The sequence below is a fragment of the Actinomadura sp. SCN-SB genome, assembly GCF_043906805.1.
In the GTDB taxonomy this organism is placed as follows: domain Bacteria; phylum Actinomycetota; class Actinomycetes; order Streptosporangiales; family Streptosporangiaceae; genus Spirillospora.
Window position 1 is genome coordinate 22,007 of the sequence record NZ_JBIMPP010000063.1, and the last position, 23,950, is coordinate 45,956.

A 23,950-nucleotide genomic window follows, 5' to 3' on the forward strand; every position below is an offset into this window, starting at 1 on the left:
GCCCGGAGGGTCGAACGGAGGAGAGGGTGCCGTGCCGCTGCTCGATCGCGTTCGTACGGTGGTCGGCCTGGGTCGTCGCGCCGCCACGGCCGTGCGGGACGTGGGTGCGCTGCATCCCGTCCGCCCCGACCGGGCCGTGCGGCTGCCGTTCGTGTACCGGCGGTTCGGACCGGTGCCCGCGACGGTCGGGGCGATGGCGGCGCTGCGCTTTCCGAACCGGACCGCCCTCATCGACGAACGCGGCACGCTGACGTACGCGGAACTGGAACGACGCGCCGCGGGCCTGGCCACCGCCCTGCGCGCCCGGGTGGCGGAGGACGGCACGATCGGCGTGCTGTGCCGCAACCATCGCGGGTTCGTCGAGGCGGCGCTGGCCGCGTCCCGGCTCGGCAACGACGTGGTGCTGCTCAACACCGACTTCTCGGGGCCGCAGCTCGGGCGGGTCGCCGAGCGCGAGAAGCTGGCGCTGCTGATCCACGACGAGGAGTTCGACCAGGTCGTGGACGAGGCGTCCTTCACCGGGCACCGCGTCCACGCCTGGCGGGACGGGTCCGGCCCGCACGAGACGCTCGACGAACTCGCCGGGGCCCGACCGGAGACGCCGCGGCCCGCGAGGCACAGCAGAGTGATCCTCATGACGTCCGGGACGACGGGAACGCCCAAGGGCGCCCGGCATGACCTGTCGATCGGGACGATCCTGCCCGTCGCGCTCACCCACACGATGCGCGTGCCCGTGCGGTCCGGGGCACCGATGGTGATCGGGCCGCCGCTGTTCCATGTGCTCGGGTTCGCCTACCTGTCGGCGGGACTCGCCCTGGGCGCGCCGCTGGTGCTGCTCCGCCGGTTCGACGCGAAGCGGGTCCTGGAGGCGATCGAGCGATTCCGGGCCGAGACGCTGATCGCGGTGCCGGTGATGCTCCAGCGCCTCCTCGACGCCCTGGACGGGCCGCGTCCCACGTCGCTGCGCGTCGTGGTGTGCGGCGGGTCCGCGCTGCACCCGCACCTGTGCGAGGCGTTCATGGACGCGTTCGGCGACGTGATCCACAACGTGTACGGAGCCACCGAGACCGGGTGGGCGACCATCGCCACACCCCGCGACCTGCGCGAACGGCCCGGCACCGTGGGGCGGCCCTCGCTGGGGGTCCGGCTCAGGATCCTGGACGAGCACGGCGAGGAGGTGCCGGCCGGGAAGACCGGCGAGATCTACACCGGGGGCGGGCTGCGCTTCGCCGGGTACACCGGCGGCGGCGCGCGACCCGTCCGGGACGGCCTGGTCGCCACCGGCGACCTCGGGCATGTCGACGAGCGGGGCCGGCTGTTCGTCGACGGCCGCGCCGACGACATGATCGTGTCGGGCGGCGAGAACGTGTTCCCCGGCGAGGTCGAGGACCTGCTGGGCGCGCATCCCGGCGTCGCGGAGGTGTCGGTCGGCGGCGTCGAGGACGAGCGGTTCGGGCAGCGGCTGGCCGCGTACGTCGTCCGCGCGCCGGGCGCGACCGTCACGGAGGACGACCTCAAGAACCACGTCCGCTCGCACCTGGCCCGCTACAAGGTGCCGCGCGACGTCCATTTCGTGGACGCGCTCCCCCGCACCAGCACCGGCAAGGTGAAGCGCTAGGCGACGCGGCCCTTGGCGGCGGAGCAGATGCGGGCCAGGTCGTTGAGGGCGTCGACACGGCGCTCGTCCAGCGGGCGGTCATCGCCTGGGGCGGCCTCCGCGAGCGTGTCGATGACCAGCGAGAACACCGGCCATTCCGCGGGCGAGATGGCCCCGCGGAAGTCGATCTCGCCGCTCTCCACGTCCTCCAGGTCGAGGTTGCGGGCGAACGTCGCCAGCGCCGCCTCCGCCGCGACGACACCGATCCGCATCGCCAGGGCGGCGGGCTCGCGCCCCCCGATGGCACGCACCGTTGAACTCATGTTCGACACCCTAGAACACATGAGCGACGGGTTCGCCGAGGTCCGCGAAGCTTCTCAGGACGCGCAGGCGTGGATGAAGGCGTAGGTCTGGGTGAAGTGCAGCTCGCCGTCCCGCAGGCTCGGGCGCATGCCGGTGGCGGGGCCGCCGTCCAGTTCCTTCTGGAGTTCCGTGCGGATCTGCGCGGCGGCCTCCGGGTCGGTCCGCGCCAGCTCCAGCCACGGCTCCAGCGGGCGGACGTAGTCGAACCGGTCGGCCCGCCGCACCTCCGCGTCCGCCGACTCCAGCAGGGCGCCGATCCCGTCCTCGGTGAGCATCGTGTTGTGCGAGGGGTCGCGCAGCCGTTCGATCCGGTCCGGGTCCGTGCCGCCCGCGCCGGCGGGCCGCACCAGGTCCGCGACGATGATCGCCGCGCCCGGACGGCCGACCCGGGCCATCTCGGCGACGACCGCGGCGGGATCGGCCACCTGGTGCAGCGAGAACCGGGTCACGACCAGCGTGAACGAACGGTCGGGATAGGGCAGGGCGGTCGCGTCGCCGCGGGTGAAGGTGATGTTGGTGATGCCCTCCCGGTCGGCCTCGCCCTTGCCCTGCGCCAGCATCGCGGGCGTCAGGTCCAGCGCCGTCACATGGCGGACCCGCCGTGCGATCGCCCGCGACACCAGGGCGGTGCCCGCGGCGACCTCCAGCACGACGTCCTCCAGGTCGAGCTCCGGTTCCATGAAGTCCACCAGCCGCCCCAGATGCCGCGTGAGCGGCACGTTCAACCGCGGATCACCGAACCCCTCGGCCTGCTTGGAGAACTCCCGCACCACCTTGTCATCGTGAGCCACCGCGTCGTCGTGAGCCACCGCGTCGTCGTGAGCCACCGCGTCGTCGTGAGCCACCGCCACGCTCTACCTCCGCTCGCCTCCAGGAGCGCCCTCCGGCGCCGCCTACCTGTCCCCGTTCGGCCCTGCCTCGCTCGATCGCCCTTCCGCTCGCGAGATGTTGCGCGCATCATCCCCGATGGCACCCAGCGTGACCAGAGTCAGGTATGTCCCTTTCGCCGAGCGGTGGCGCTCACGCGGTCGGGATCGCGTCCAGCAAAGCCGTCAGACCGTCGGCGTCCAGGAGGTCGGCGGGACGGACGGTGAGGTTGGCGCGGACGTAGTGGAAGGCGGCGCTGACCCGGTCGAGCGGGACGCCCGCCAGCTCGGCCCAGGCCAGCCGGTACGCGGCGAGCTGGACGGCGGCGAAGCGCGCGTCGTCGCCGGACGGCGGGCGGCCGGTCTTCCAGTCGACCACCTCGTACCCCTGCCCGTCGGCCGAGCGGAACACCGCGTCCATCCGGCCCCGGACGAGGCGGTCGCCGATGACGGTCTCGAACGGGACCTCGATGTCGACGGGTTCGCGCGCCGCCCACTCGGACGCCTCGAAGCTCTCCCGCAGCGCGTCCAGTTCGGCGTCCTCCCCGGCGCCCTCGTCGGCCGCGCCGGGCAGCTCGTCGGGGTCCAGCAGCCGCTGCTGCCCCCAGCGGCCCTCCAGCCAGGCGTGGAAGGCCGTGCCGCGCCGCGCGTACGGGGCGGGCGGGCGCGGCATCGGGCGGCGGATCCGCCGGGCCAGCTCGGCGGGGTCGCGGGCGAGCGACACCAGCGACGACACCGACAGGTGCGCGGGCAGCTCGACCAGCGTCCCGTCGCCGCCGCGGCCGCGGTCGCGCTCGGCCAGCAGCAGTTCCACGTCCCGCGCCCAGGCGGTCATGCGGCGCCGGTCGGCGTCGCTCAGCCCTGCGTTGCCCGCCCAGGGACGGGCACGGCCGAGCATCGCGTCCTCGACCATCCGGGCGGCCTCGACGACCGCCTCGTACCGCCGCCGTGACGCGCGGTCGCCGACGGCGCCCGGCTCCGGCGGCCAGGCGGACGTGTCGGGTTCGGCGAGCAGCGGGTTGGACTCGCCCTCCTCGGGCGGTTCCGCCCAGGCCGGCACCGTCCCGGCGCCCGCCAGGCACGCCTGCCGGATCTCCTCGAGGAACGGGGACGGGCCCAGCGGGCGCCCCGAGGCGCCCCACCAGTACCCCGTGGCGATGAGCAGGCTGGACGCCCGCGTCACGGCGACATAGGCCAGGCGCCGCTCCTCCCTCAGGTCGCGTTCGGAGCAGGCGGCGTCGAACGCGGCGAGGTCGTCCTTCTCCAGGCCGCGCAGCGCGGGCAGGTCGGCGCGGTCGCCGCGCAGCATGAACGGCAGGACGCGCGGGTTGGCGGTCCAGCGGGTGGCGTTCTGCGGCGGCGAGGGGAAGATCGACCCCTTGGCCGGGGCGCCGTTCTTCCGCGCGCTGGAGGACAGGCCCGGCACGATGACGACCGGCCACTCCAGCCCCTTGGACGCGTGCACGGTGAGCAGCTTGACGCTGTCGGTCTCGCCGACCCGCCCGGCCTCCAGCCCGAACTCCTCGCTCTCGGCCGCCTTCAGGTACGCCAGGAAGGCCCCCAGCGTCGGGTCCTCCGCGTCGCCGGCGAAGGTGGACGCGGCGTCGATGAACGCGTCCAGGTCGGCACGCGCGGTGACCGGGTCGAGGCCGGTGCGGGCGGCGACCTCGATATCGAGGCCGAGCGCCCGTTCCACCTCGTTCACCAGGTCGGGCAGCGGCAGCCCGACCTGGCCGCGCAGATGCCGCAGCTCGTCGCGCAGCCGCCGCAGCCGGCCGTAGCCCTCCGGGGAGTACGCGCCGGGCGGGCCGAGGTCGTCGAGCGCGTCGACGAGGCTGCCCGTCTCCTGGTTCAGCTCGCCGACGAGCTGCCGGAGCGGGTCGTCCTCCGCCGGGGCGGCCTCGTCCTCGGCCGGTTCCACGCCTTCGGGAGGCGTGAGGTCGCGGGCGGCCTCCTGCGCGAGGGCGCGGGCGCGGCGGCCGAGCGCGACCAGGTCGCGGGGGCCGAGCCGCCAGCGCGGCCCGGTCAGCAGCCGGGCGAGGGACGCGCCCGCCGTCGGGTCGTGCATCACGCGGAGCGTGGCGACCACGTCCTGCACCTCGGGGACGGTCAGCAGCCCGCCGAGCCCGACCACCTCGACCGGCACGCCGACGTCCTCCAGGGCGCGCCGCAGCACCGGGAACTGGGAGCGCTTGCGGGCCAGGATCGCGATGTCGGAGAACCGCAGCGGCTCGGGTCCCGTCCACTCGCCGCCGTCCGGGGCGACGAACGGGTCCGGGGCCATGAGCGCCACGACGCGGGCCGCGATCCGCCGCGCCTCCTCCTCGACGGTCTCGAACAGCGCGCACTCGACCCGTCCGCGTCCCTCGCGTCCGGCGCCCGGGACGAGACGCGGCACGGCGGCGGTGTCCGCCCGCAGCTCCTCCTGGATCCTGGCCGCCGCGTCCAGGATGTGCTCGCCGTTGCGGAAGCTGCGGCTGAGCTGCACCACCGGCGCCGGTTCCGGACGCCGCCCCGCCACGGGCGCGTTCAGCGGGAAGTCGTACGCGAACCGCAGCAGGTTGCCCGCGCTCGCGCCGCGCCAGCCGTAGATGGACTGGCAGGGGTCGCCCACCGCCGTCACCGGATGTCCCCCGGAGAACAGCGATTTGAGCAGGACGAGCTGCGCGTGGCTGGTGTCCTGGTACTCGTCCAGGAGCACCACCGAGAACCGTGACCGCTCGATGACGCCGACCTCGGGGTGCTTGTAGGCGATGCGCGCGGCGAGCGCCATCTGGTCGCCGTGGTCCATCACCTCGCGGTCGGCCTTGGCGCGCCGGTACGCCTCGACCAGCGGCATGAGCTGCTCGCGCACCGCGTGCTTGGCCAGGATGTCCTTCTGCGGCTTCAGCGGCTTGCGCAACGCGGCGAACCGCTCGTCCAGCCAGGCCCCGACCCTGCGGACGTCGTCGGCGGTGCGCAGGTGCTCCGACAGGTCCCCGGACAGCTCCATCACCGCCTTGGTGACCGTGTCGGGCTGCCATTCGATCTTGTCCATGGGCCCGTCGTAGGCGTCCACCGCGCGGGAGCAGATCTGCCACGCCACCGCCGGGGAGATCAGCCGCGTGGTCGGCTCCAGCGCCTCGCGCAGCGCGTGGTCGCCGAACAGCCGCGCCGCGTACGAGTGGTACGTCGACACCACCGGCTCGCCGTCGAACAGCGACTCGCCGCCGAGCCGCGCCAGCTCGTCGGCGGGCAGCACCTCCCGCAGCCTGTCCAGGCGCCTGCGCACACGGGTGCCCAGCTCGGCCGCGGCCTTGCGGGTGAAGGTGAGCCCGAGGACGCGTTCGGGGCGCACGAACCCGTTGGCGACCAGCCACACCACCCGCGCCGCCATCGTCTCGCTCTTGCCCGAGCCCGCGCCCGCGATGACGGCCATCGGCGCCATCGGCGCCTCGATGACCCGGGCCTGCTCGTCGGTCGGCTCGGGAATCTCCAGCAGCCGGGCCAGCTCCGCCGGAGTGATCACCCGCTCTCCCCCCTCACGCCGCGACGACTTACGAGGGTCTCATGCCGCGCCGACGCCTTCCCAGCGACTCCCAGCCGCTCCCGGGCGTCTCCGGCTCGTCACAACGGCCTTCCGGTGGCTTACGGGCCGACCTGGCCGCCCTCCTCGTGCACCGGGCAGCAGGACCGGACCGGGCAGGTGCGGCACTTGTCGTTGGCGCGGGCCTGGAAGACGTCCCCGGCCATGCCCGTCGCGACGAGCTCGACGAGCTTCTTCGGCCACTCGGGGTCGGGGTCCTCCCCCGGCGGCGGCTGCTCCTGCTCGCGCGCCTTCGCGGTGAACGACGCCTTGCCGACCTGGACGAGCTTGGCGCCGCCCGGCTCGATCAGCCCGTGCCGCTCGAACGCGCCGAGCATCACCGCGTACTGGTACACGCCGAGCTGCGGGTGCCGGGCCAGGTCCTCCTTCGGGACGGCGGCGGACCCGGTCTTGATGTCGATGATGACCGCGCGGCCGTCCTCGTCCCGCTCGGCCCGGTCGATCCGGCCCTTGATGACGATCCGGCCCAGGTCGACCTTGAACGACTCCTCCAGCGCGACGACCTCGTTGGGGTTGCCGCGGTGCCAGTCCAGGAACTTGTCGACCATCTCGGCGGCCTGCCGCCGCTGCTTGTCGGAATACCAGGAACTGCGGAACTCCAGGTCGTTCCAGATGTCGTCGAGCCGCCGCGCCAGGTCGACCTCGGTCACGCCGTCGTCGGCGCCCGCCAGCTCCGCGACCGCGTGGATCACCTTGCCCATGGTGCTGAACTCGTCCGGCCCGCCCTCCCGCGCGCCCACCGCCGAGGCCAGCAGCCAGCGCAGACCGCAGGTGGTGAACGTCTCCACCTGGGACGGGGAGACGGTGATCTGCTCGTCCTCGTCGAACGCCGGCCCGGGGTCGGACAGCGCGGTGATGGCGTACCAGTTCTCGGGACGGGCGCCGCGCACCCCCGCCCGCGCGAGCCGCGCCAGGTGACCGGCGGCGGCGCGCCGCAGCGGCTCGGGACGGGCCGGGTCGCCCACCACCGAGCGCAGGTCGGCGACCAGCGCGGGCAGCGACAGCCAGCGGGTCTTCTCGTCGAGCTGGGAGCGTTCGATCGCGCCGGGCAGCAGCTCGTTCAGGAACCGGGACGGGCGTTCCTCCGCGTCGTCGCCGCCGACCGCCGTGACCACCAGCCGGTGCCGCGCCCGGGTGACCGCGACGTAGAAGAGCCGCCGTTCCTCGTCCATCATCTTCGCGGCCATCGACGCGCCCGCCGCCGCGGCCGTCCCGCCGCCGTCCCGTCCACCGCCGCGCGTCAGCGCGTGGTCGCCCGCCTCGCGTTCCAGCTCACTGCCCGCCGCCAGCTCGACGAGCTCCTCGACGCCCAGCAGCGACCCGCGCAGCCGCAGGTCGGGCCAGACGCCCTCCTGGACGCCCGCGACCACCACGACGTCCCATTCCAGGCCCTTGGAGCGGTGCGCGGTCAGGATGCGCACCGCCTCGCCCTGCGGCGCCTGCTCGGCGAGGGTGTCACCGGCGATCTCCTGCGCGGCGATGTTGTCGACGAACAGCTCGGGTCCCGCCTGCGGCACCCGGTCGACGAAGCGCGCGGCGTGCTCGAACAGCGCGACCACCGCGTCCAGGTCGCGGTCGGCCGCGGCGCCGCGCGTCCCGCCCTTGACGCTCTGCTCCAGCAGCGTGTCGGCCAGGCCGCTCTCGCGCCACACCGCCCACAGCACGTCCTCGGCGGTGCCGCCCTGGCTCGTGGTGTCGCGGGCCAGCTTGACCAGCGCCGCGATCCGCTCGGCGGGCGCCCGCACCTTCTCGTGGACGGGGATCAGCTCGCGCGGGTCCTCGATCGCCGCGACCAGCAGCTCGTTCAGCGGACGGTGTCCTCCGGACAGGTCCTCAAGGTCGCGCAGCGCGCGCTTGAGCCGCCGCATGCCCAGCGCGTCCGCGCCGCCCAGCGGACCGGTCATCAGGTCCTCGGCGACGACCTCGTCCAGGAACCCCTTCTTCAGCGCGGCGCGCAGCAGGGTCAGGATGGGGCGCACCGCGGGCTCGGCGATCAGCGGCACCTCGTCCCCCGCCACGACCACCGGCACGCCCGCCTGCGCGAGCGCGCGCCGCAGCGCGGGGACCTGCCGGACGGCGCTGCGCACCAGCACCGCCATCCGCGACCACGGCACCCCGTCCAGCAGGTGGGCGCGGCGCAGCTCGTCGGCCACCAGCGCCGACTCCTGGCTCTCGGAGTCCGCGATGACCGCCCTCACCTCGTCGCCCACGCCGTCGCTCTCGGGACGTTCGACGGGACGCAGGGCGCGGTGCTCGGCCGACGCCACGCCGGCGGGCAGCCGCCGCGCGATCCGCCGGGACGCGCCGAGGATCTCCGGGCCCATGCGGCGGCAGTCGCGCAGCGCCACCACCGGCGCGGGGTCGCCGTGGATCGTCCGGAAGCGCTGCGGGAACTCCAGGATCCCGCGCACGTCCGCGCCGCGGAACCCGTAGATGGACTGGTCGGGGTCGCCCACGACCACCAGGTCGCGCCCGTCCCCCGCGAGGCGCCGCAGCAGCGCCTCCTGGGCGGGGTCGGTGTCCTGGTACTCGTCGACGAACACCACGTCGTAGGCGCCCCGCTCGCGGTCGAGGACGTCCTCGTCCTCCTCCAGCAGCCACGTCGCGGTGTGGATCAGCTCGGTGTAGTCGTAGGTCTGCACGGGGTCCACCGCGAACCGCGCCGTGTACCGGTCCATGAACCGGCCGATGGCCGTCCAGCCGTCCCGCCCGCGGGCGCGGCCCGCCGCCACCAGATCTTCGGGCAGGAAACCGCGTTCGGAGGCTCGCAGAGTGAAGTCGCGCAGTTCTTCGGCGAACCCGCGCGTCCCCAGAGCGGCCCGCAGGTGTTCGGGCCAGTCGCGAGCCCCGTCGGCGAGCTCGCCTTCGAGCAACCGGCGCACCTCCAGCAGTTGCTCGGGGCCGGACAGCAGGCGCGGCGGGTCCTCCCCGTTCATCACCGCGCTGCGGCGCAGCAGCGCGTATGCGTAGCTGTGGAAGGTCAGGGCCAGCGGCGTGCGCGTCGTGCGGCGCAGCCTCCCGGTGATCCTTTCCCTGAGCTCGCCCGCCGCCTTCCGGCTGAAGGTGAGGACCAGCACCCGCTCGGGATCGGTGCCGCGGTTCTCGATGCGGTCGACGACGGCCTCCACGATGGTGGTCGTCTTGCCCGTCCCCGGCCCGGCCAGCACCAGCATCGGCCCGCCCGCATGCTCGACCACCCGCCGCTGCCGCTCGTCGAGCACCGGCGGGACGGCCCGCGCGGGACCCGCGCGGCGCACGAGACGGTAGGAGGCTTGTGGCACAACAGTTCATTGCAGCAGATCACCGGGGCTCCTCTGACCACATCGGCCGCATGTCGCGGATGAGACCGCCGGCACCTGCGGTTTTCCGGCTGACGGTTGCGGCGTTGGCGGGCCCGGGTCCGCGGAGCACAATCGGCGCGTGGAACTGAGGCATCTCAGGTACTTCGTCGCGGTCGCCGAGGAACTGCACTTCGGGCGGGCCGCGGAGCGGCTGCACGTCGTCCAGCCCGCTCTGAGCAAGCAGATCTCGGCCCTGGAGAAGGAACTGGGCGTCCTGCTGCTGGAACGCACCAAGCGCCGGGTGCGGCTCACCGACGCGGGCATCGCCTTCCTCGCCGACTCCCTGGACGTGCTCGCCCGCGCCGAACGGGCGGCCGGACGGATGCGGGCGATGGGACGCGGCGAGGGCGGCGAGCTGGTGATCGGGTTCATCCCTCCGGCGCTCAACAGCGTCCTGCCCCCGGCCCTGCGTGCGTACCGGGAGAAATGCCCCGACGTGCGGCTGGTGGTGCGCGAGCTGACCAACCGCGCCGCCATCGACGGCGTGCTGACCGGAAAGCTGCACATCGCCTTCGCGCGGATACCGTTCGAGTCCGGCGACCTGCGCCACGAGACCGTGTACGAGGAGCCGGTGGTCGCCGCGATCCCGGCCGAGCACCCGCTGGCGTCGCTCCCCGAGGTGCCGCTGACCGCGCTGAAGGACGAGCCGCTGGTGATGATTCCCCGCTCGCAGGAGCCCGAGCTGCACGACTACTACGTGACGCTGTGCCGCGAGGCGGGTTTCGACCCGCGCGTCGAGCATGGCGTGACCACCACGCTGGTGGCCGTGGGGCTGGCGGCCTCCGGCGTAGGGATCGCGTTCGTGCCGGCGTCCACGCGGGTGATGGCCCGCGCGGGGGTCGTCTACCGTCCGCTGCGCGACCCGGAGCCGCGGTTCAGGCTCGCCGCGGCCTGGCGCGGCGACCCCGGGCCGCTGCTGGACGGCTTCCTGCGCACCCGTCCCTGGCACGCGGAACAGGCGCCCGGCCTCGGCGAGGGCGGGCCGGGCGCCTGCTGAGGCCGGGCCGGAGGTCAGCCTCCCGACGGGAGACGCGCGTCGACGATGGCGCAGCGCCCGTCCGCCTGGGTCTCCAGGGCGCGGCCCAGCGCGGCGGGCAGGTCGTCGGGACGTTCCACGACCTCGCCGTGACCGCCGAACGCCTCGGCGAGCCGCGCGTAGTCCGGCGCGGGCGACAGCACGGTCTCGGGGAAGTCGCGGCCCTCGACCGCGCTGCCGCCCGGGAACAGGGCCTGCACCGGAAGCCGGGACGCCCGGTACTCCTGGTTGTTCAGGATCACCGAGACGAACGGCGCGCCCGCGTTGTGCGCGGTCCACAGCGCCGCCGTCGGCACGCCGAAGTTGAACGACCCGTCCCCCGTGATCGTCACCACGGGCGCGTCGGGACGTCCCAGCTTGACGCCGAGCGCGCCGCCCACGCCCCAGCCGAGCGCCGGTGAGCCCGTCTCGAAGTGCTGCCCGGGTTCCCGGACGATCTGCCGGGCCACCGCGGGCTTGTTGGTGACGGCCTCCTCCAGCACGACCGCCTCCGGCGGCAGCGCCTTGTTCAGCGCGTGCAGCATCGCGTCGGCCGCCGCGTGGGGTTCGGAGGAGCCGCCGAGCGCCTCCCACGCCAGGTGCAGCTCGGCCATCGCCGCGGCGGCCTCCTCGCGGCGGGACGCCCAGCGGGCTTCACGTTCGGGTGTGGCCAGGCCGCGCAGCTCCTCCTCCAGCAGAGGAAGCGCGAGCGCGGTGTCGGCGTTGAGGGCGACGTCCACCGGATAGGTCCAGGTGGGCATCGTCGCCTTCACGCAGTCGATGTCGATCTGCACGATGGCCGCGTCGGCGGGCGGCCCTTCGAGCGCGGGCACCCAGGGCACCTCGGTGTCGAGCAGGAGGACGGCGTCGGCCGTGCGCAGCGGCGTGGTGTCCGCGCCCGCGTACAGCCGGTGCCGCGGCGGGAAGTTGAGCCGGTGCTTCTGGTCGATGACCGGCGCGCCCAGCAGCTCGGCCACCTTCACGAGCGCGTCGACGGCGGCCGGGTTGGCCCCCGTCCGCGCGGTCACGATGACCGGGCGGCGCGCGTCCGCCAGGATCGCCGCGAGGTCGGCCAGGCCGGAGGGATCGGGCGCGGCGGGACGCGGCGTCAGCAGGCGGGCCGCCGGTGGCCACGAACCCGGCTCCATCAGCGCCTCGCGCGGCAGCGTCACGTACGCGGGGCCGGTGGGGCTGGAACGTGCCACCTGGTACGCGCGGCGCACGATCGTGCCGAGCTCACGGCCGCGCGGCACCTCCATCGTCCACTTGACGAACCCGCGCATCACGCCCTGCTGGTCCGGCTGCTCCTGCGGCCAGTGGATGAAGGTGTCCCGGTGGCCGGGCACGTCAGGGGACGTGCTGTACGGCGTGCGGCCGGCGAACACCACCACGGGCAGCCGGTTGCGCTGGGCGTTGTGGATCGCGCCCCCGAGGTTCAGCGTCCCGGCGTCGACGTGCACCATCACGGCCTGCGGCTCTCCCGTGGCGAAGTAGTGCCCCATGGCGGCCGACAGCGCGATGAACTCATGCGTGCACAGGATCGAGCGGGGGTGCGGGGTGCCCGCCACGCGCGCCGCGGCGAGGGCCTCCTGGACGGGCGCGGTGTCCGTTCCCGGGTTGATGAACAGATGGGTGACGCCCTCATCGGCCAGGGTCGCGACCAGCTCCGATGCGGCGGGGGGTGCCGTCTCACTCTCATGGATCATGTGCCTTTCATAGCGCGGCGGGGACCCCATGCCCAGGGAGGCGCCACTGATGACTTTGAGTCATCAGTGATGCACGAACAATTATTTGTCGCCATGAATGGTGCGGGTTACCGTGATCGTAAAGTAGTTGAAATATCAGTGGACCACGCTTTTCCGCCCCCTCCACTCCCCTACGCTCCCTTCCTCCGAATCCAGGGAAACGTCGGCCGAATGGAGCTTCATGGAAGTCGTCGTCTTCGATCTCATGCCCTACGCCGCCCGCGTCGACCACCTGGCCGAGGACGGCGAACTGCCCTGGCCGCTGGAACGGCGGCACTTCGACCCCGACACGGCGGTCCGCACCTACGCCGACCATCTGCGCGCTTGGGAACTGCTCGACGAACTGGGATATGACGGCGTCGGCTTCAACGAGCACCACACCTCCCCCTACGGCCTGATGAATTCGCCGAACCTGCTCGCCGCCGCCGCGTCCCAGCGCACCCGGCGGCTGCGGCTGCACATTTACGCCAACCTGCTGCCGCTGCACGAGCCGCTGCGCGTCGCCGAGGAACTGGCCATGCTCGACTGCATGTCCGGCGGCCGGGTCGTGGCCGGGTTCGCCCGCGGCATCCCGCGCGAGCACACCGTCTACGGCGTGCCGATGGCCGAGTCGCGGGCGCGCTTCGAGGAGGCGTACGAGATCGTGCGCGCCCTGTGGACGGACGAGGTGACCACCTACAAGGGCCGGTTCTGGTCCTACAGCGACGTGGCGATCTGGCCCCGTCCCGTCCAGCAGCCGCACCCGCCGACCTGGGTGCCGGTCACCAGCAGCAAGGAGACCATCGAATGGGCGGGCCGCAACAACGTCGCCATCACACCCGGCCTGGGGCATCCGGGGCTGCGTGACGACGTCCTGCGCTACTACGCGTCCTGCCTGCGCGCGGCCGGGCACACGCTGACACCCGACCACGTGCACCTGAACGTCGACGCGTACGTCGCCGACGACAAGGACCAGGCCGTACGGGAGGCCGGGCCGCACCTGCTCTACTTCAACCGCACCCTGTTCAGCCACGGCAACGAGACCGAGGTCGGCGCGCAACGCAGGACCGGCTACGTCAGCGCGAGCTCGCTCGACTACGTCCGCCCGGAGAACCTGCCCGCCGCGCGCCGCGCCAAGTCCGACTATCGCGACCAGACCATGGCCGACATCGAACGCCAGGCCGCGAACTGGGCGTGGGGGTCGCCCGACGAGGTCCGCGACCGCATCCTCGACCAGGCACGGCAGGCAGGCGCCGGCAAGGTCCTGGTCAACCTGAACCGCGGGTCGATGCCGGGCGAGATGTTCCAGGAGCAGATCCGCCGGTTCGCGCGGGACGTGCTCCCCGCCCTGCACGAGTACGAGCCCGCGATCCCCGAATCGCTGCGATGAGCCGAGGCGGAGGTCCGCCATGCCCGCAATGCCAGTCGCGCCCGCAGCCCGCAGGCCGTTCATCCCGCGTCCCTGGCTGGTGCTCGGCCTGCTGACCGCCTTCTGGGGGCTGGTCGGGCTGAACCGGCTGGGAATCTCGTATCTGTTCCCCGTGATCATCCCGGAGTTCGGGATGACCTACACCCAGGCCAGCCTGCTCATCTCGGGCACCTCGCTGGCCTGGGCGTTCTCCAGCTGGCTCGCCGGCTGGCTGTCGGACCGGCACGGACGGCGCGCCGTGCTGATCCCCGGCGCCGCGCTGGCCTGCGTCTCCACGGCGGCCATGGGCGGCACGTGGAACTTCTGGTCGATGTTCGTGGTCCGCGAGTTCGTCGGTCTCGGCGACGGCGTCGGGTGGCCGAACGCGCAGGCCGTCCTGGCCGCGGAGTTCCCCGCCAAGCGGCGCGCGCTGGTGCAGTCGATCTTCACCGCCGGGTACCCGCTGTTCGGCAGCGTCCTGGGCGCGGTGATCATCACCCGGATGGCCGACGCGTTCGGCTGGCGCCCGGTGTGGCCGATCATCGGCGGGGTGTTCCTGCTGGTCGTCCTGGGCCTGTACGTCGTCATGCGGGAACCTGCGCTGCCGGCGGGCAAGGAGGAGAGGCCCGGCCTGCTGGAGGCCCTGAAGGTCGTGCGGAACCGCCGGGTGGTCGCGCTCATGATCGTGCAGAGCGGCGCGCTGGGCTGGCTCCAGGTCTCGGTGGCCTTCAACGCGGTGTTCCTCACCGACGCGCGCGGGCTGAGCCTGGTGGACGCTGGCTCGGTGCTCGCGGTCTTCGGGCTCGCCACCCTGACGGGCACGCTGGTGCTGCCGACCGTCTCCGACTACATCGGGCGGCGCACCATGCTGGTCGCGGCCGGGCTGGCCAGCGGCGCGTTCCTCACCTTCTACGTGCTGGGCGGGTTCGGCGTCGTCATGTCCGCCGCGCTGCTCGCGGCCAGCGGGTTCTTCCAGGGCGTGCTGATCCCGCTGGGCTCGGCGACCTGCGTGGTCGAGCAGGTGCCGGCGCGGATCCAGGCCACCGCCATGGGCGCGGTCAACTTCGCCGGCGTGATCATCGGGACCACGCTGCTGCCGATCATCGGCGGGCAGCTCGGCGACCGTCTCGGGCTGACCGCGCCGATGCTGCTGGCCGCGGGGGCCGTGGTCGTCGCCGGGCTGGCCGCGATGTCGGTCCAGGAGACGGCACCGCGCCTCGTGGCCCGCCGCAAGGCGGCCATGCCCGAGGGGGCGGCGGACGGCCTCAAGGCGTGAGCGCGCGGTGCGCTCACGCCGGTGGTCAGCGGCCGTCCCAGCGGGCGCGGCGCATGTCCACACGGCGGCCGTCCGGACGCAAGGGCGTGCCCTCGGCCCGGTACTCCTGCAAGGCGCTGACCTCGTGCCCCTGAGGAGGACTGCCGTCCGCACGGACCACCCGCCACCACGGCACCCCTCCCCCGTACAGGGACATCACACGGCCCACCTGGCGTGGCCCGCCGCTGCCCACCATCTCCGCCACGTCGCCGTACGCCAGGACGCGGCCGGGCGGGATCCGCTCCACGGTGTCCAGCACGGCTTCGGCATAGTCGTCAGGGTCCGCTCGCACCCGCCGATTCTGGCCCGCCGGCGGTAGGCGTCGCCACCACAGGCGGGCGCCCGCCGTCTAGCGCGGGGAGTCCGGCCACTTCCACTCCTGGGCGGGGTCCCCGTCCGGCCCCGGAGGTTGCAGCCGTGGCCGGCCGACCGGAGCGCCCGCGCCGGGCGATCCCGGTTCAGGGGCCGTCCAGTAGTCCCGGCGGGCGGGGGGATACGCGGGTCCCGCCATCGCGAAGCCGCCGCCACCGGCCGGTCCGGCGAGGCCCATGGCCGCGAGGTCCGGTCGCTGGTCGCGCGGATGACGGCGGGCCAGGGTGATCCCGATGGCGGCGGCGGCCAGCGCGCCCACGACGCCCACGCTGACGACGACGATGATGACGACCGTCACCCACGCGGGCCTGGGAATGACCTCGACCGGCCCCGGCTCACCGGCGCCGAAGCGCTGCCCGGCGGGCTTGCCCGCGGCGCCGGGACGCGGCTTGGTCAGCGCGTCGGCGGCGGTGAGGGCGCGGGCGGCGTTGACCTCCCCGAAGCCGACATCGGGGTTGTAGGTGCCGCTGGCCCCGTACCGGGTCCCGGCGATGATGGCCTGCGCGACCAGCGTCGGCGGCAGCTTCGGATGCCTGGACCTGATCAGCGCGGCGATGCCCGAGACCAGGGCGGTGGAGTCGCTCGTCCCGTCGGTCAGGAAGTACTCGCCGCCGGGGGCCGCCACCGGGAGCCCGGAACCGGGCGCGGCGACCAGCACCGAGTAGTTGCGGTTGGAGAACGGCGCGCGGGCATGGTCCTCGCCGGTCGCCGCCACGGCGATCACACCGGGATACGAGGCCGGGTACGAGTAGGGGGCGAAACCGTCGTCGTCGAGCAGCCTGCGCTTCGCGCCGTCGTTGCCCGCCGCCGACACGACCACGACGCCCTTGGAGATGGCGTAGGCGACGGCCGCGCGGTCGTCCGGGTTCTCCTCGTTCCGGCCGAGGGAGAGGTTGATGACGTCGGCGCCGTGGTCGACCGCGTACCGGATGCCGCGCGCCACCGCGCCCTGCGCCCGCTCGGAGGCGCGGAACGCCGGGAACGAGGCGTCCTCGCGCTCGGCGATGGCGCGGATCGCCAGGATCCTCGCCTCCGGCGCGACGCCCATGATCCCGTCCCGGCGTCCCGGCCCGTGCCCGTGCCCGGCGATCAGCGAGGCCATCCCGGTGCCGTGCAGCCGCGCCGGCCGGGTGCCCGCGTCGACGGACCTCAGCATGTTGGGCCCGGTGGTGACCGAGCCGGTCAGGTCGGCGTGGCGCGCGTCCACGCCCGAGTCCACCACCGCGACGGTCACCCCGGCGCCCCGGGTGATACGCCACGCGGACCGCACGTCCAGCGTGGTCATCATGGCGCGCTGCCGGTCACGGACCTCGTCGGCGGCGGCCGCGGGAACCGGTCCGGCGGGGACGAGGGCGGTCGCGCACCCGGCCGCCAGCACGGCCAGGGCCGCCACGGCTGCCCGGCGGGCGCCACCCCCGAACGAACCCATTCAGCACCGCCATTCTCGGCTGGAGCAGTCCGGCACGGCCCGCGTGGACAGTGGCCGGACGACCGCGTCGGCGAGCTGGGCCGCGAACGCGTACGGGTTCCCCGGGAGCCTCTTGGTGATCGCGGCCGCCGGACGGCCGTCGCTGTGGCCGGCGGTCGTCAGCATGACGTACGGGCCGCCGCGGTCGCTGGTTCGGTCCTGGCGGGCCGCGTCCAGGAACCGGGCCGACGCGGTACCGGGGAACGAGACGGCGCGCAGCGCGGGGCGCACGCCGCTCGACCGATCCGCCACAGGGGTCTTGGGCAGTTCGCGGTAGGCGCGGTCGGCCCTCCAGGCGTCGGGGAACGCGGCCACGCCCACCGTCACGACGATCCCCTGCAACTGGTCCGCGTACGTGGCGCGCAGCACCGCGCGGCAGCCGTGCCGGCTCAGCACCGAGGCGATCTCGGGGTCCACGGTGTTCTGGCAGTTGCCCTCGGCGGCGATGCCGAGCCGGGACGCGTACTCGGTCTTGTCCCTGCGGACCGTGTAGGGCAGCCGCGCGGGGAAGATCCGTCCCGCGGGCCAGACCTGCCAGCGCCGCGCCACCTCCGCGTTCGCGGCACGTTCCAGCTCGGCGGTGGTCGGTTCACGGGTCAGCGTCGTCCACGCGGCGGCGCCCGCCGCGGCGCAGACCATCGCGTAGCAGCACCCCAGGACGATCGCCACGACCATCCACTGCCGCGCGCGCAACCCGAGGACGGTCGCCGGGTTACCCCCATAGAAAGCAGGAGCCGCCTGTACCGTGCCGGGCATCGGCCCCTGCCGCGCGTAATGAGGCCCCGTCATGGTCGGACGGGCACCGGGCACGGGAGCGCCCCCAGGCCGGCCGCCGGGCGGCTCGGCCGCCGGAGGGCCGGGCGCGCCTGGGGGGTGAGAAGGGGGCAGGAACGCCACAAGCGCCAAGATTAGCTGTGAATCGCCCCGTTCCGCCCTTGCGTCAGGGTGATCAGTCAGGTTCCCGGCCCGGCACGCCGCCTCGGGCGAACCGGGGCCATACCCTTTGACGTGCGCCTTCCATCACACGGGCGTTCGGGGAATGCGCAAAGGCATGGCAAGGTTGTGCCGTGGTGGGACGTTACCGTCCCCGCCCCGTCACAGCCCAGCGTCAGCACAGGAGCACCCACAGTGTCGTTGCCACCTCTGGTAGAGCCCGCCGCGGAGCTCACCCGCGACGAGGTCAACCGTTACTCACGGCATCTGATCATTCCCGACGTCGGGATGGCCGGTCAGAAGCGGCTCAAGAACTCCAAGGTCCTGGTGGTCGGCGCCGGCGGCCTCGGCTCCCCGGCGCTGATGTACCTGGCCGCGGCGGGCGTCGGCACGCTCGGCATCATCGACTTCGACGTGGTGGACGAGTCCAACCTGCAGCGGCAGGTCATCCACCGGCAGTCGTCGCTGGGCAAGCCCAAGGTCGAGTCGGCCGCCGCCACCGTCCGTGAGATCAACCCGTTGATCGACGTGATCGAGCACAACACCGCGCTCGACCGCGACAACATCATGGACATCTTCTCCGGGTACGACCTGATCCTGGACGGCACCGACAACTTCGCCACCCGCTACATGGTCAACGACGCGGCGGTGCTGCTCGGCAAGCCGTACGTGTGGGGCTCGATCTACCGCTTCGACGGCCAGGCGTCCGTCTTCTGGGCCGAGCACGGCCCCTGCTACCGCTGCCTCTACCCCGAGCCGCCGCCGCCCGGCATGGTCCCGTCCTGCGCGGAGGGCGGGGTCCTCGGCGTCCTGTGCGCGTCGATCGGCTCCATCCAGGTGAACGAGGCCATCAAGCTCCTCGCGGGCATCGGCGAGCCGCTGGTCGGACGCCTGATGATCTACGACGCCCTGGAGATGACCTACCGCCAGGTCACGGTCCGCAAGGACCCCGAGTGCCCGCTGTGCGGCAAGAACCCCACGCAGACCGAGCTCCTGGAGGACTACGAGGCGTTCTGCGGCGCGGTGTCGGACGAGGCCGCCGAGGCCGTCAAGGACTCCACCATCTCCGCCACCGACCTGAAGGCCATGCAGGACCGCGGTGACGACATCTTCCTGGTGGACGTCCGCGAGCCCAACGAGTACGAGATCGTCTCCATCCCGGGCGCCACGCTGATCCCCAAGGGCGAGTTCCTGGACGGCAGCGCCCTGGAGCGCCTCCCGCAGGACAAGAAGATCGTCCTGCACTGCAAGTCGGGCGCCCGCAGCGCCGAGGCGCTGGCCGTGGTGAAGAACGCCGGCTTCTCCGACGCCGTCCACGTAGGCGGAGGCGTCCTGGCCTGGGTCAAGCAAGTGGACCCGAGCCTCCCGTCGTACTGACCCCGAAGAGCCCCGGCCTCCAGGCCGGGGCTCTGGCCGTCCAGGGCGAACGGTGATACAGAAAAAGCGTGAGCCTCTCCGCGCCGCGGCCCCGGCCAGCACATCTAGGGCTCGCGTTCATCCTCCCCGTCGCCCTGGCCGCGGCCTTCCTGTGGTGGCAGCCCTCCCGATCGTCCGATGAGTTCACAGCGGCCGAGAAACGCTCCCTCGCGACACTGCGCGTGATCGACGCGAAGCTGCCCCTCCTGGCCATGACGAACTACGGCCCGTACGACGCGACCCGGCCCGTCGCCAAGGCCCACGTCGGCCGCTCGTTCGCGTGTTCCCTCTTCGTCGCCACCAAAGGCCCACGCGGCCCGCTCTTCGGCCGCAACTTCGACTGGGCCCCGAACGCGGCGATGCTGGTCACCAACCGCCCACCCCGCGGCCCCACGTCGATCTCCCTGGTCGACCTCTCGTACGCGGCCGTGACTCCCCAAGAGGCCACCCGCGCGAGAAACGACCCGGCCGTCCAACGCAAGCTCCTGCAAGCCGTGAAGATCCCCTTCGACGGCCTGAACGAGCACGGCCTCGCCATAGGCTTCGCCCAAGTCCCGGCCGCCCAACCTCCACGCGTACCGAACCGCCCCACAGCCGGCAGCGCCCGCGTCCAACGCCTCGTCCTCGACCAGGCCCGCACGGTGGACCAGGCCATCGCCATCTTCGGCCGCTACAACGTCGAGTTCCCCCCGGACGAGCCGGCACTGCACTACCTCCTCGCCGACGCGACCGGCCAGGCCGCGGCCATCGAGTTCGTCAACGGCCGCATGCACGTCATACGCGACACCCCACACGCCATCACCAACTTCGTCCTGACCGGCACCACCGACCGCAAGGACCTCCGCTACCGCACCATCACCAGCAAACTGCGAGCCACCAAGAACAGCCTCAACCCAACCGAGGCGATGGACCTCCTCTCCGAAGTAGCCCAACGCCACACCCGCTGGTCAGCCGTCTACGAACTCACCCAAGGCACCCTCCACCTCACCCTCGACCGCGACTACTCCAAACACCACACCTTCCACCTCAAACCAAACTGAGAACCGTTCAGCGGTGGTCCGGCTCTTCGTTGTCGGTGGGGGGTTTGGGCCAGTGTTTGGCGTGGCCGTTGCCGCTGCGGCCTCGGCCGGCGGCCTTGGCGGGGTCGCCGGGTGGGGGTGTGTACTTGAGGCCGAGCTGGGGTGCCATGTCGGCGAGCATCAGCTCGAACATGGGCTCCGGGTCTTCCAGGGCGAACTCCAGGTGGCCGAAGATCTCCAGGCTGACGGCGCCCTGGAGCCTCACCCAGGACTGGAGGAAGGTCTGGATCACGCCGAGCGGGAGTTCCGCGCCGCCCTCCAGGGTGAGGTCGCGGTAGCGGCGGAGCTGGCCGCGCAGGCGCGGTTCGATCTCATCGTCGGAGGGAACCGGGAAAGGCGCCTTCTGCCAGAGTTCGAGGAACAGGGAGAGGAAGGTCCAGCCGAACTTCTGGGCGCTCTCCTCGGCGACGTCGATCTGCTTGCGGTTGGTCAGGCCGGGCAGCGGGGAGCCGAACAGGAGCCCGTACTCGCGCCGGTGCGCGAACGCCCACCGGCGGAAGCTGCGGGCGACCGCCAGGAGCCGTCCGCTGAGGTCTCCGTCGGGGACGGCGCGCAGCCCCTCCTCCAGGGCCGCGGTGAGATCGTTGAAGATGTCGCCGACCACATGCCGTAGCAGTTCGGCATGACTGCCGAAATAGCGGTAGAGCCCGGGCGCGGTCATGCCCATCTCGCGGGCGATCGCGCGCAGCGTCACCGCCTCGGGTCCCTGGTCGACCAGAATGCGCCGGGCCGTCTCGGTGATCTCCTGGACGGTCGCCGCGCGCAGCCGGTCGCGCCGTGACTCCCCCAAGCCGCCCACAGTCACCTCCGCCATGTCGCCTCTGTGCCTGCATGTCCGACGGTGTCCGGTTCAAGTCCGGGACCGCGGACCAGACTTGCATGTTCTCTCACTAACGCCGTTGACGGAAGCTTACGCCGTATGCGAAGTTAACACTATTCGCGAGTAAACGTTGTTCACTTCCGTGACGACGTGGAGCGAGGAACGCGGGTGAGGCCCATGTTCGCAGCCTGGGGCCGGTTGACCTACCGGTGGCGCCGCACCATTCTCGCGGCGGCGCTGACCGCGATCTTCACCGTCGGAGTGTGGGGTACGGGCGTGTTCGGCGCGCTCACCGCGTCCGGCGGCTTCGACACTCCGGGCAGCGGCAGCGACCTCGCCGAACGGGTCGCCGCGTCCGAACTCGGCCGCGACGACGCCGACGTCGTGGTGCTCTACCGCTCGACCGACGGGCGGACGGTGGACGACCCCGGCTACCGGCGGGCCGTCCTGGGATCGCTCGACTCCCTGCCCGGCCACCTGATCACCTCCAGCGCCACCTACTGGGACACCGGTTCACCGCAGATGGTGGGCCGGGACCGGACGATCACGTACGCGGTGCTCCGCCTGGCCGGGGACGAGGCGGCACGGCAGAAAGCCTACGAGGAGATCCGCGACGACCTGCACGACGTGGGCGGCGGCGTGACCGCGTCCGTCGGCGGCGCGCTGGTCACGCAGACCACCATCAACGAGCAGGTGTCCTCCGACATCGGCAAGGCCGAGGGCATGGCGTTCCCCGTGCTGCTGGCGCTGCTGCTGGTGATCTTCGGCGGGGCGGTGGCGGCGAGCCTGCCCCTCGTGGTCGGCGGCCTGGCGATCCTCGGCTCGTTCGTCGCGCTGCACGCGCTCACCTACGTCACGGACGTGTCGATCTTCGCGATCAACATCACCACGTTCCTGGGGCTCGCCCTGGCCATCGACTACGGGCTGTTCATCGTCGGCCGCTTCCGCGAGGAGCTGCGCCGGACGTCCTCAGCCGGGCAGCGAATCCCGGCGAACAGCATGGCCACCAACGGGTACGGGCAGTTCGTCCCGCCTGTGAAGGTGCAGTTCAACTTCTCTGTGAACGGGAACGGGCACTCGAACGGGAACGGCAACGGGCGCTCCAACGGCAACGGGAACGGGCGTGTCGTCAAGGGCGTGCCGGACGTTGAGCGGGCGCTGGCCGCGACCATGGCCACCGCCGGCCGCACAGTGGCGATCTCCGGGATCACCGTCGCGGTGTCGCTGGCCGGGCTGCTGCTGTTCGACCAGACCTTCCTCCTCTCCATGGGGTACGGCGGCATCGCGACCGTCTTCGTCTGCATGCTCGGCGCGCTCACCATCCTGCCCGCACTGCTCGCCGTACTCGGCACCAAGGTCGACGCCCTCCCCGTACGGCGGCGCAAGAAGCAGGCGAAGGGGTCCGACGAGCCAGGACGCTGGTGGCTGCGGCTCGGGCACAGCGTCATGCGCCGCCCCGCCGTGTACGCCGTGGCCGCCATGGCGCTGCTGCTGGCGCTCGGCGCCCCCTTCCTCCGCGTCAACTGGGGCGGATTCGACGCCAAAGTGCTCCCCGAAGGCGCGGAACCCCGGGTCGTCGCCGAGACGATGGAAGCCCAGTTCCCGCGCAACATCACCAGCCCGATCGTCGCCGTCGTCCACGGCACCGACGACCAGGCGGCCATCCAGGCGTACAAGACGCGGCTGTCCACGGTGCCCGGCATCACCAGCGCGACGATCACCGGTCAGGAGGGCAAGACCACCCGGATCGCGCTGCTGTACGACGCCGACCCCAACTCCGGCGCCGCCCGCGACCTCGTCGGCAAGGTCCGCGACGTACAGGCGCCCGCAGGCGCGCAGGTGTACGTGGGCGGCGTCACCGCGGTCGTCGTCGACCAGCTCGAAAGCATGGGCTCGCACCTGCCATGGCTCGCGCTGACCGTCGGCGTCGCCACGTTCGTGCTGCTCTTCCTCGCCTTCGGCTCACTGGTGCTGCCCGTCAAGGCCATCGTGATGAACCTGCTGTCCCTGTCGGCCACCTTCGGCGCCGTCGTCGTGATCTTCCAGGACGGGCTGCTATCCGGGGCGCTGGACTTCACCGCGACCGGATCCATCGCCCCCGCCATGCCGATCCTCATGCTGGCCATGCTGTTCGGGATCTCCATGGACTACGAGGTCTTCCTGCTGTCCCGCATCCGCGAACGCTACGAGGCCACCGGCGACACCACCCTCGCGGTCGCCGGCGGGCTACGCCGCACCGGCACGGTCATCACCAGCGCCGCGCTGCTGTTCGTCGTGGTCATCGGCGCGTTCGCCACCTCCGGGATCACCTTCATCAAGATGGTCGGCATCGGCATGGTCATCGCGATCGTGGTGGACGCCACCATCGTCCGCGCCCTGCTCGTCCCCGCCACGATGCGGCTGCTCGGCCCGGCGTGCTGGTGGGCGCCCGGCCCCCTCGCCCGCATCCACCGCCGGTACGGAATCAGCGAAACGACACCACCCGTCCGCGAACGCGCCAACGAAACCGCGGACGAACGCACGCTGGAACCCGCCGGCACCTAGACCTGCCACGGGGAGAACGGGGCGGGAGAAACAGCCCCGGCGGTTGGACCAGGCCGCCGGGGCTGTGACATATGTGGGGGGGCTGTGACATATGTGGGGGGGC

General features: G+C 72.6%; 16 protein-coding genes. 7 read left to right on the forward strand and 9 right to left on the reverse strand.

The window, feature by feature from the left end; genetic code table 11:
• Positions 1-31: 31 nt before the first annotated feature.
• Complete coding sequence (locus ACGWYJ_RS30820; RefSeq protein ID WP_395109958.1) at positions 32-1,618, forward strand: AMP-binding protein; 1,587 nt, start codon at positions 32-34, stop codon at positions 1,616-1,618.
• Here the strand turns inward: ACGWYJ_RS30820 and ACGWYJ_RS30825 are convergent.
• The 4 genes from ACGWYJ_RS30825 to ACGWYJ_RS30840 all read right to left on the reverse strand — a co-directional run bounded on the left by ACGWYJ_RS30825 (position 1,615) and on the right by ACGWYJ_RS30840 (position 9,693).
• Entirely contained in the window at positions 1,615-1,920 is a 306-nt protein-coding gene (locus tag ACGWYJ_RS30825; protein WP_395109959.1) for a hypothetical protein, read from the reverse strand. The two genes, ACGWYJ_RS30820 and ACGWYJ_RS30825, sit on opposite strands and share 4 nt — an antisense overlap.
• Positions 1,921-1,974: 54 nt before the next feature.
• Entirely contained in the window at positions 1,975-2,811 is an 837-nt protein-coding gene (locus tag ACGWYJ_RS30830; protein ID WP_395109960.1) for a class I SAM-dependent methyltransferase, read from the reverse strand.
• A gap of 169 nt (positions 2,812-2,980) precedes the next feature.
• Positions 2,981-6,334 (reverse strand): ATP-dependent helicase, encoded by a 3,354-nt coding sequence (locus tag ACGWYJ_RS30835; RefSeq protein WP_395109961.1) that lies wholly within the window; start codon positions 6,332-6,334, stop codon positions 2,981-2,983.
• A gap of 119 nt (positions 6,335-6,453) precedes the next feature.
• On the reverse strand, positions 6,454-9,693 hold the full coding sequence (locus tag ACGWYJ_RS30840) for an ATP-dependent helicase (protein WP_395109962.1): 3,240 nt from the start codon (positions 9,691-9,693) through the stop codon (positions 6,454-6,456).
• Between the two features lie 139 nt (positions 9,694-9,832).
• Here ACGWYJ_RS30840 and ACGWYJ_RS30845 point away from each other — a divergent pair, with 139 nt between their 5' ends.
• Positions 9,833-10,750 carry a LysR family transcriptional regulator gene (locus tag ACGWYJ_RS30845; RefSeq protein WP_395109963.1) on the forward strand — a complete coding sequence of 306 codons (918 nt, stop codon included), beginning with the start codon at positions 9,833-9,835 and terminating at the stop codon, positions 10,748-10,750.
• Positions 10,751-10,764: 14 nt separating this feature from the next.
• Here the strand turns inward: ACGWYJ_RS30845 and ACGWYJ_RS30850 are convergent, their stop codons facing one another.
• The gene (locus ACGWYJ_RS30850) at positions 10,765-12,474 is read right to left on the reverse strand and encodes a thiamine pyrophosphate-requiring protein (protein ID WP_395109964.1); all 1,710 of its coding nucleotides are present in this window, start codon (positions 12,472-12,474) and stop codon (positions 10,765-10,767) included.
• 220 nt (positions 12,475-12,694) lie between these two features.
• On the opposite strand from ACGWYJ_RS30850, the gene ACGWYJ_RS30855 reads away from it, so the two are divergent.
• Both ACGWYJ_RS30855 and ACGWYJ_RS30860 read left to right on the forward strand, forming a co-directional pair.
• Positions 12,695-13,882, forward strand: a complete 1,188-nt coding sequence (locus ACGWYJ_RS30855; protein WP_395109965.1) for an LLM class flavin-dependent oxidoreductase — start codon at positions 12,695-12,697, stop codon at positions 13,880-13,882.
• Between the two features lie 19 nt (positions 13,883-13,901).
• Positions 13,902-15,176, forward strand: a complete 1,275-nt coding sequence (locus ACGWYJ_RS30860) for an MFS transporter (protein ID WP_395109966.1) — start codon at positions 13,902-13,904, stop codon at positions 15,174-15,176.
• A 25-nt stretch (positions 15,177-15,201) separates the two neighbouring features.
• Here ACGWYJ_RS30860 and ACGWYJ_RS30865 read toward each other — a convergent pair whose 3' ends face one another.
• Genes ACGWYJ_RS30865 through ACGWYJ_RS30875 form a run of 3 tightly spaced genes read right to left on the reverse strand, consistent with a single transcriptional unit; the run spans position 15,202 to position 17,748 of the window.
• A complete protein-coding gene (locus tag ACGWYJ_RS30865; RefSeq protein WP_395109967.1) occupies positions 15,202-15,507 on the reverse strand; it encodes an MGMT family protein in 306 nt (101 codons plus the stop codon).
• 57 nt (positions 15,508-15,564) lie between these two features.
• Positions 15,565-17,016, reverse strand: coding sequence for a S8 family serine peptidase (locus ACGWYJ_RS30870; protein ID WP_395109968.1), 1,452 nt, complete (start codon positions 17,014-17,016; stop codon positions 15,565-15,567).
• Positions 17,017-17,748, reverse strand: a complete 732-nt coding sequence (locus tag ACGWYJ_RS30875; RefSeq protein ID WP_395109969.1) for a hypothetical protein — start codon at positions 17,746-17,748, stop codon at positions 17,017-17,019. It lies immediately after the preceding gene.
• 435 nt (positions 17,749-18,183) lie between these two features.
• Here ACGWYJ_RS30875 and moeZ point away from each other — a divergent pair, with 435 nt between their 5' ends.
• Both moeZ and ACGWYJ_RS30885 read left to right on the forward strand, forming a co-directional pair.
• Positions 18,184-19,365 carry an adenylyltransferase/sulfurtransferase MoeZ gene (gene moeZ, locus ACGWYJ_RS30880; RefSeq protein ID WP_395109970.1) on the forward strand — a complete coding sequence of 394 codons (1,182 nt, stop codon included), beginning with the start codon at positions 18,184-18,186 and terminating at the stop codon, positions 19,363-19,365.
• A 68-nt stretch (positions 19,366-19,433) separates the two neighbouring features.
• A complete protein-coding gene (locus ACGWYJ_RS30885; RefSeq protein WP_395109971.1) occupies positions 19,434-20,444 on the forward strand; it encodes a carcinine hydrolase/isopenicillin-N N-acyltransferase family protein in 1,011 nt (336 codons plus the stop codon).
• Between the two features lie 7 nt (positions 20,445-20,451).
• On the opposite strand, the gene ACGWYJ_RS30890 is transcribed toward ACGWYJ_RS30885, so the two are convergent.
• Positions 20,452-21,297: a TetR/AcrR family transcriptional regulator gene (locus tag ACGWYJ_RS30890; RefSeq protein ID WP_395109972.1), complete on the reverse strand. Its 846-nt coding sequence runs from the start codon at positions 21,295-21,297 to the stop codon at positions 20,452-20,454.
• A 183-nt stretch (positions 21,298-21,480) separates the two neighbouring features.
• On the opposite strand from ACGWYJ_RS30890, the gene ACGWYJ_RS30895 reads away from it, so the two are divergent.
• Positions 21,481-23,847 carry an MMPL family transporter gene (locus ACGWYJ_RS30895; protein ID WP_395109973.1) on the forward strand — a complete coding sequence of 789 codons (2,367 nt, stop codon included), beginning with the start codon at positions 21,481-21,483 and terminating at the stop codon, positions 23,845-23,847.
• The last annotated feature ends 103 nt before the right edge of the window (positions 23,848-23,950 follow it).

What these genes read in the sequence shown, in the direction of transcription:
- ACGWYJ_RS30870 (WP_395109968.1), bottom strand. Translation starts at nt 17,016, where the DNA reads ATGGGTTCGTTCGGGGGTGGCGCCCGCCGGGCAGCCGTGGCGGCCCTG.
- ACGWYJ_RS30890 (WP_395109972.1), bottom strand. Translation starts at nt 21,297, where the DNA reads ATGGCGGAGGTGACTGTGGGCGGCTTGGGGGAGTCACGGCGCGACCGG.
- ACGWYJ_RS30860 (WP_395109966.1), top strand. Translation starts at nt 13,902, where the DNA reads ATGCCCGCAATGCCAGTCGCGCCCGCAGCCCGCAGGCCGTTCATCCCG.
- ACGWYJ_RS30850 (WP_395109964.1), bottom strand. Translation starts at nt 12,474, where the DNA reads ATGATCCATGAGAGTGAGACGGCACCCCCCGCCGCATCGGAGCTGGTC.
- ACGWYJ_RS30825 (WP_395109959.1), bottom strand. Translation starts at nt 1,920, where the DNA reads ATGAGTTCAACGGTGCGTGCCATCGGGGGGCGCGAGCCCGCCGCCCTG.
- ACGWYJ_RS30895 (WP_395109973.1), top strand. Translation starts at nt 21,481, where the DNA reads ATGTTCGCAGCCTGGGGCCGGTTGACCTACCGGTGGCGCCGCACCATT.
- ACGWYJ_RS30855 (WP_395109965.1), top strand. Translation starts at nt 12,695, where the DNA reads ATGGAAGTCGTCGTCTTCGATCTCATGCCCTACGCCGCCCGCGTCGAC.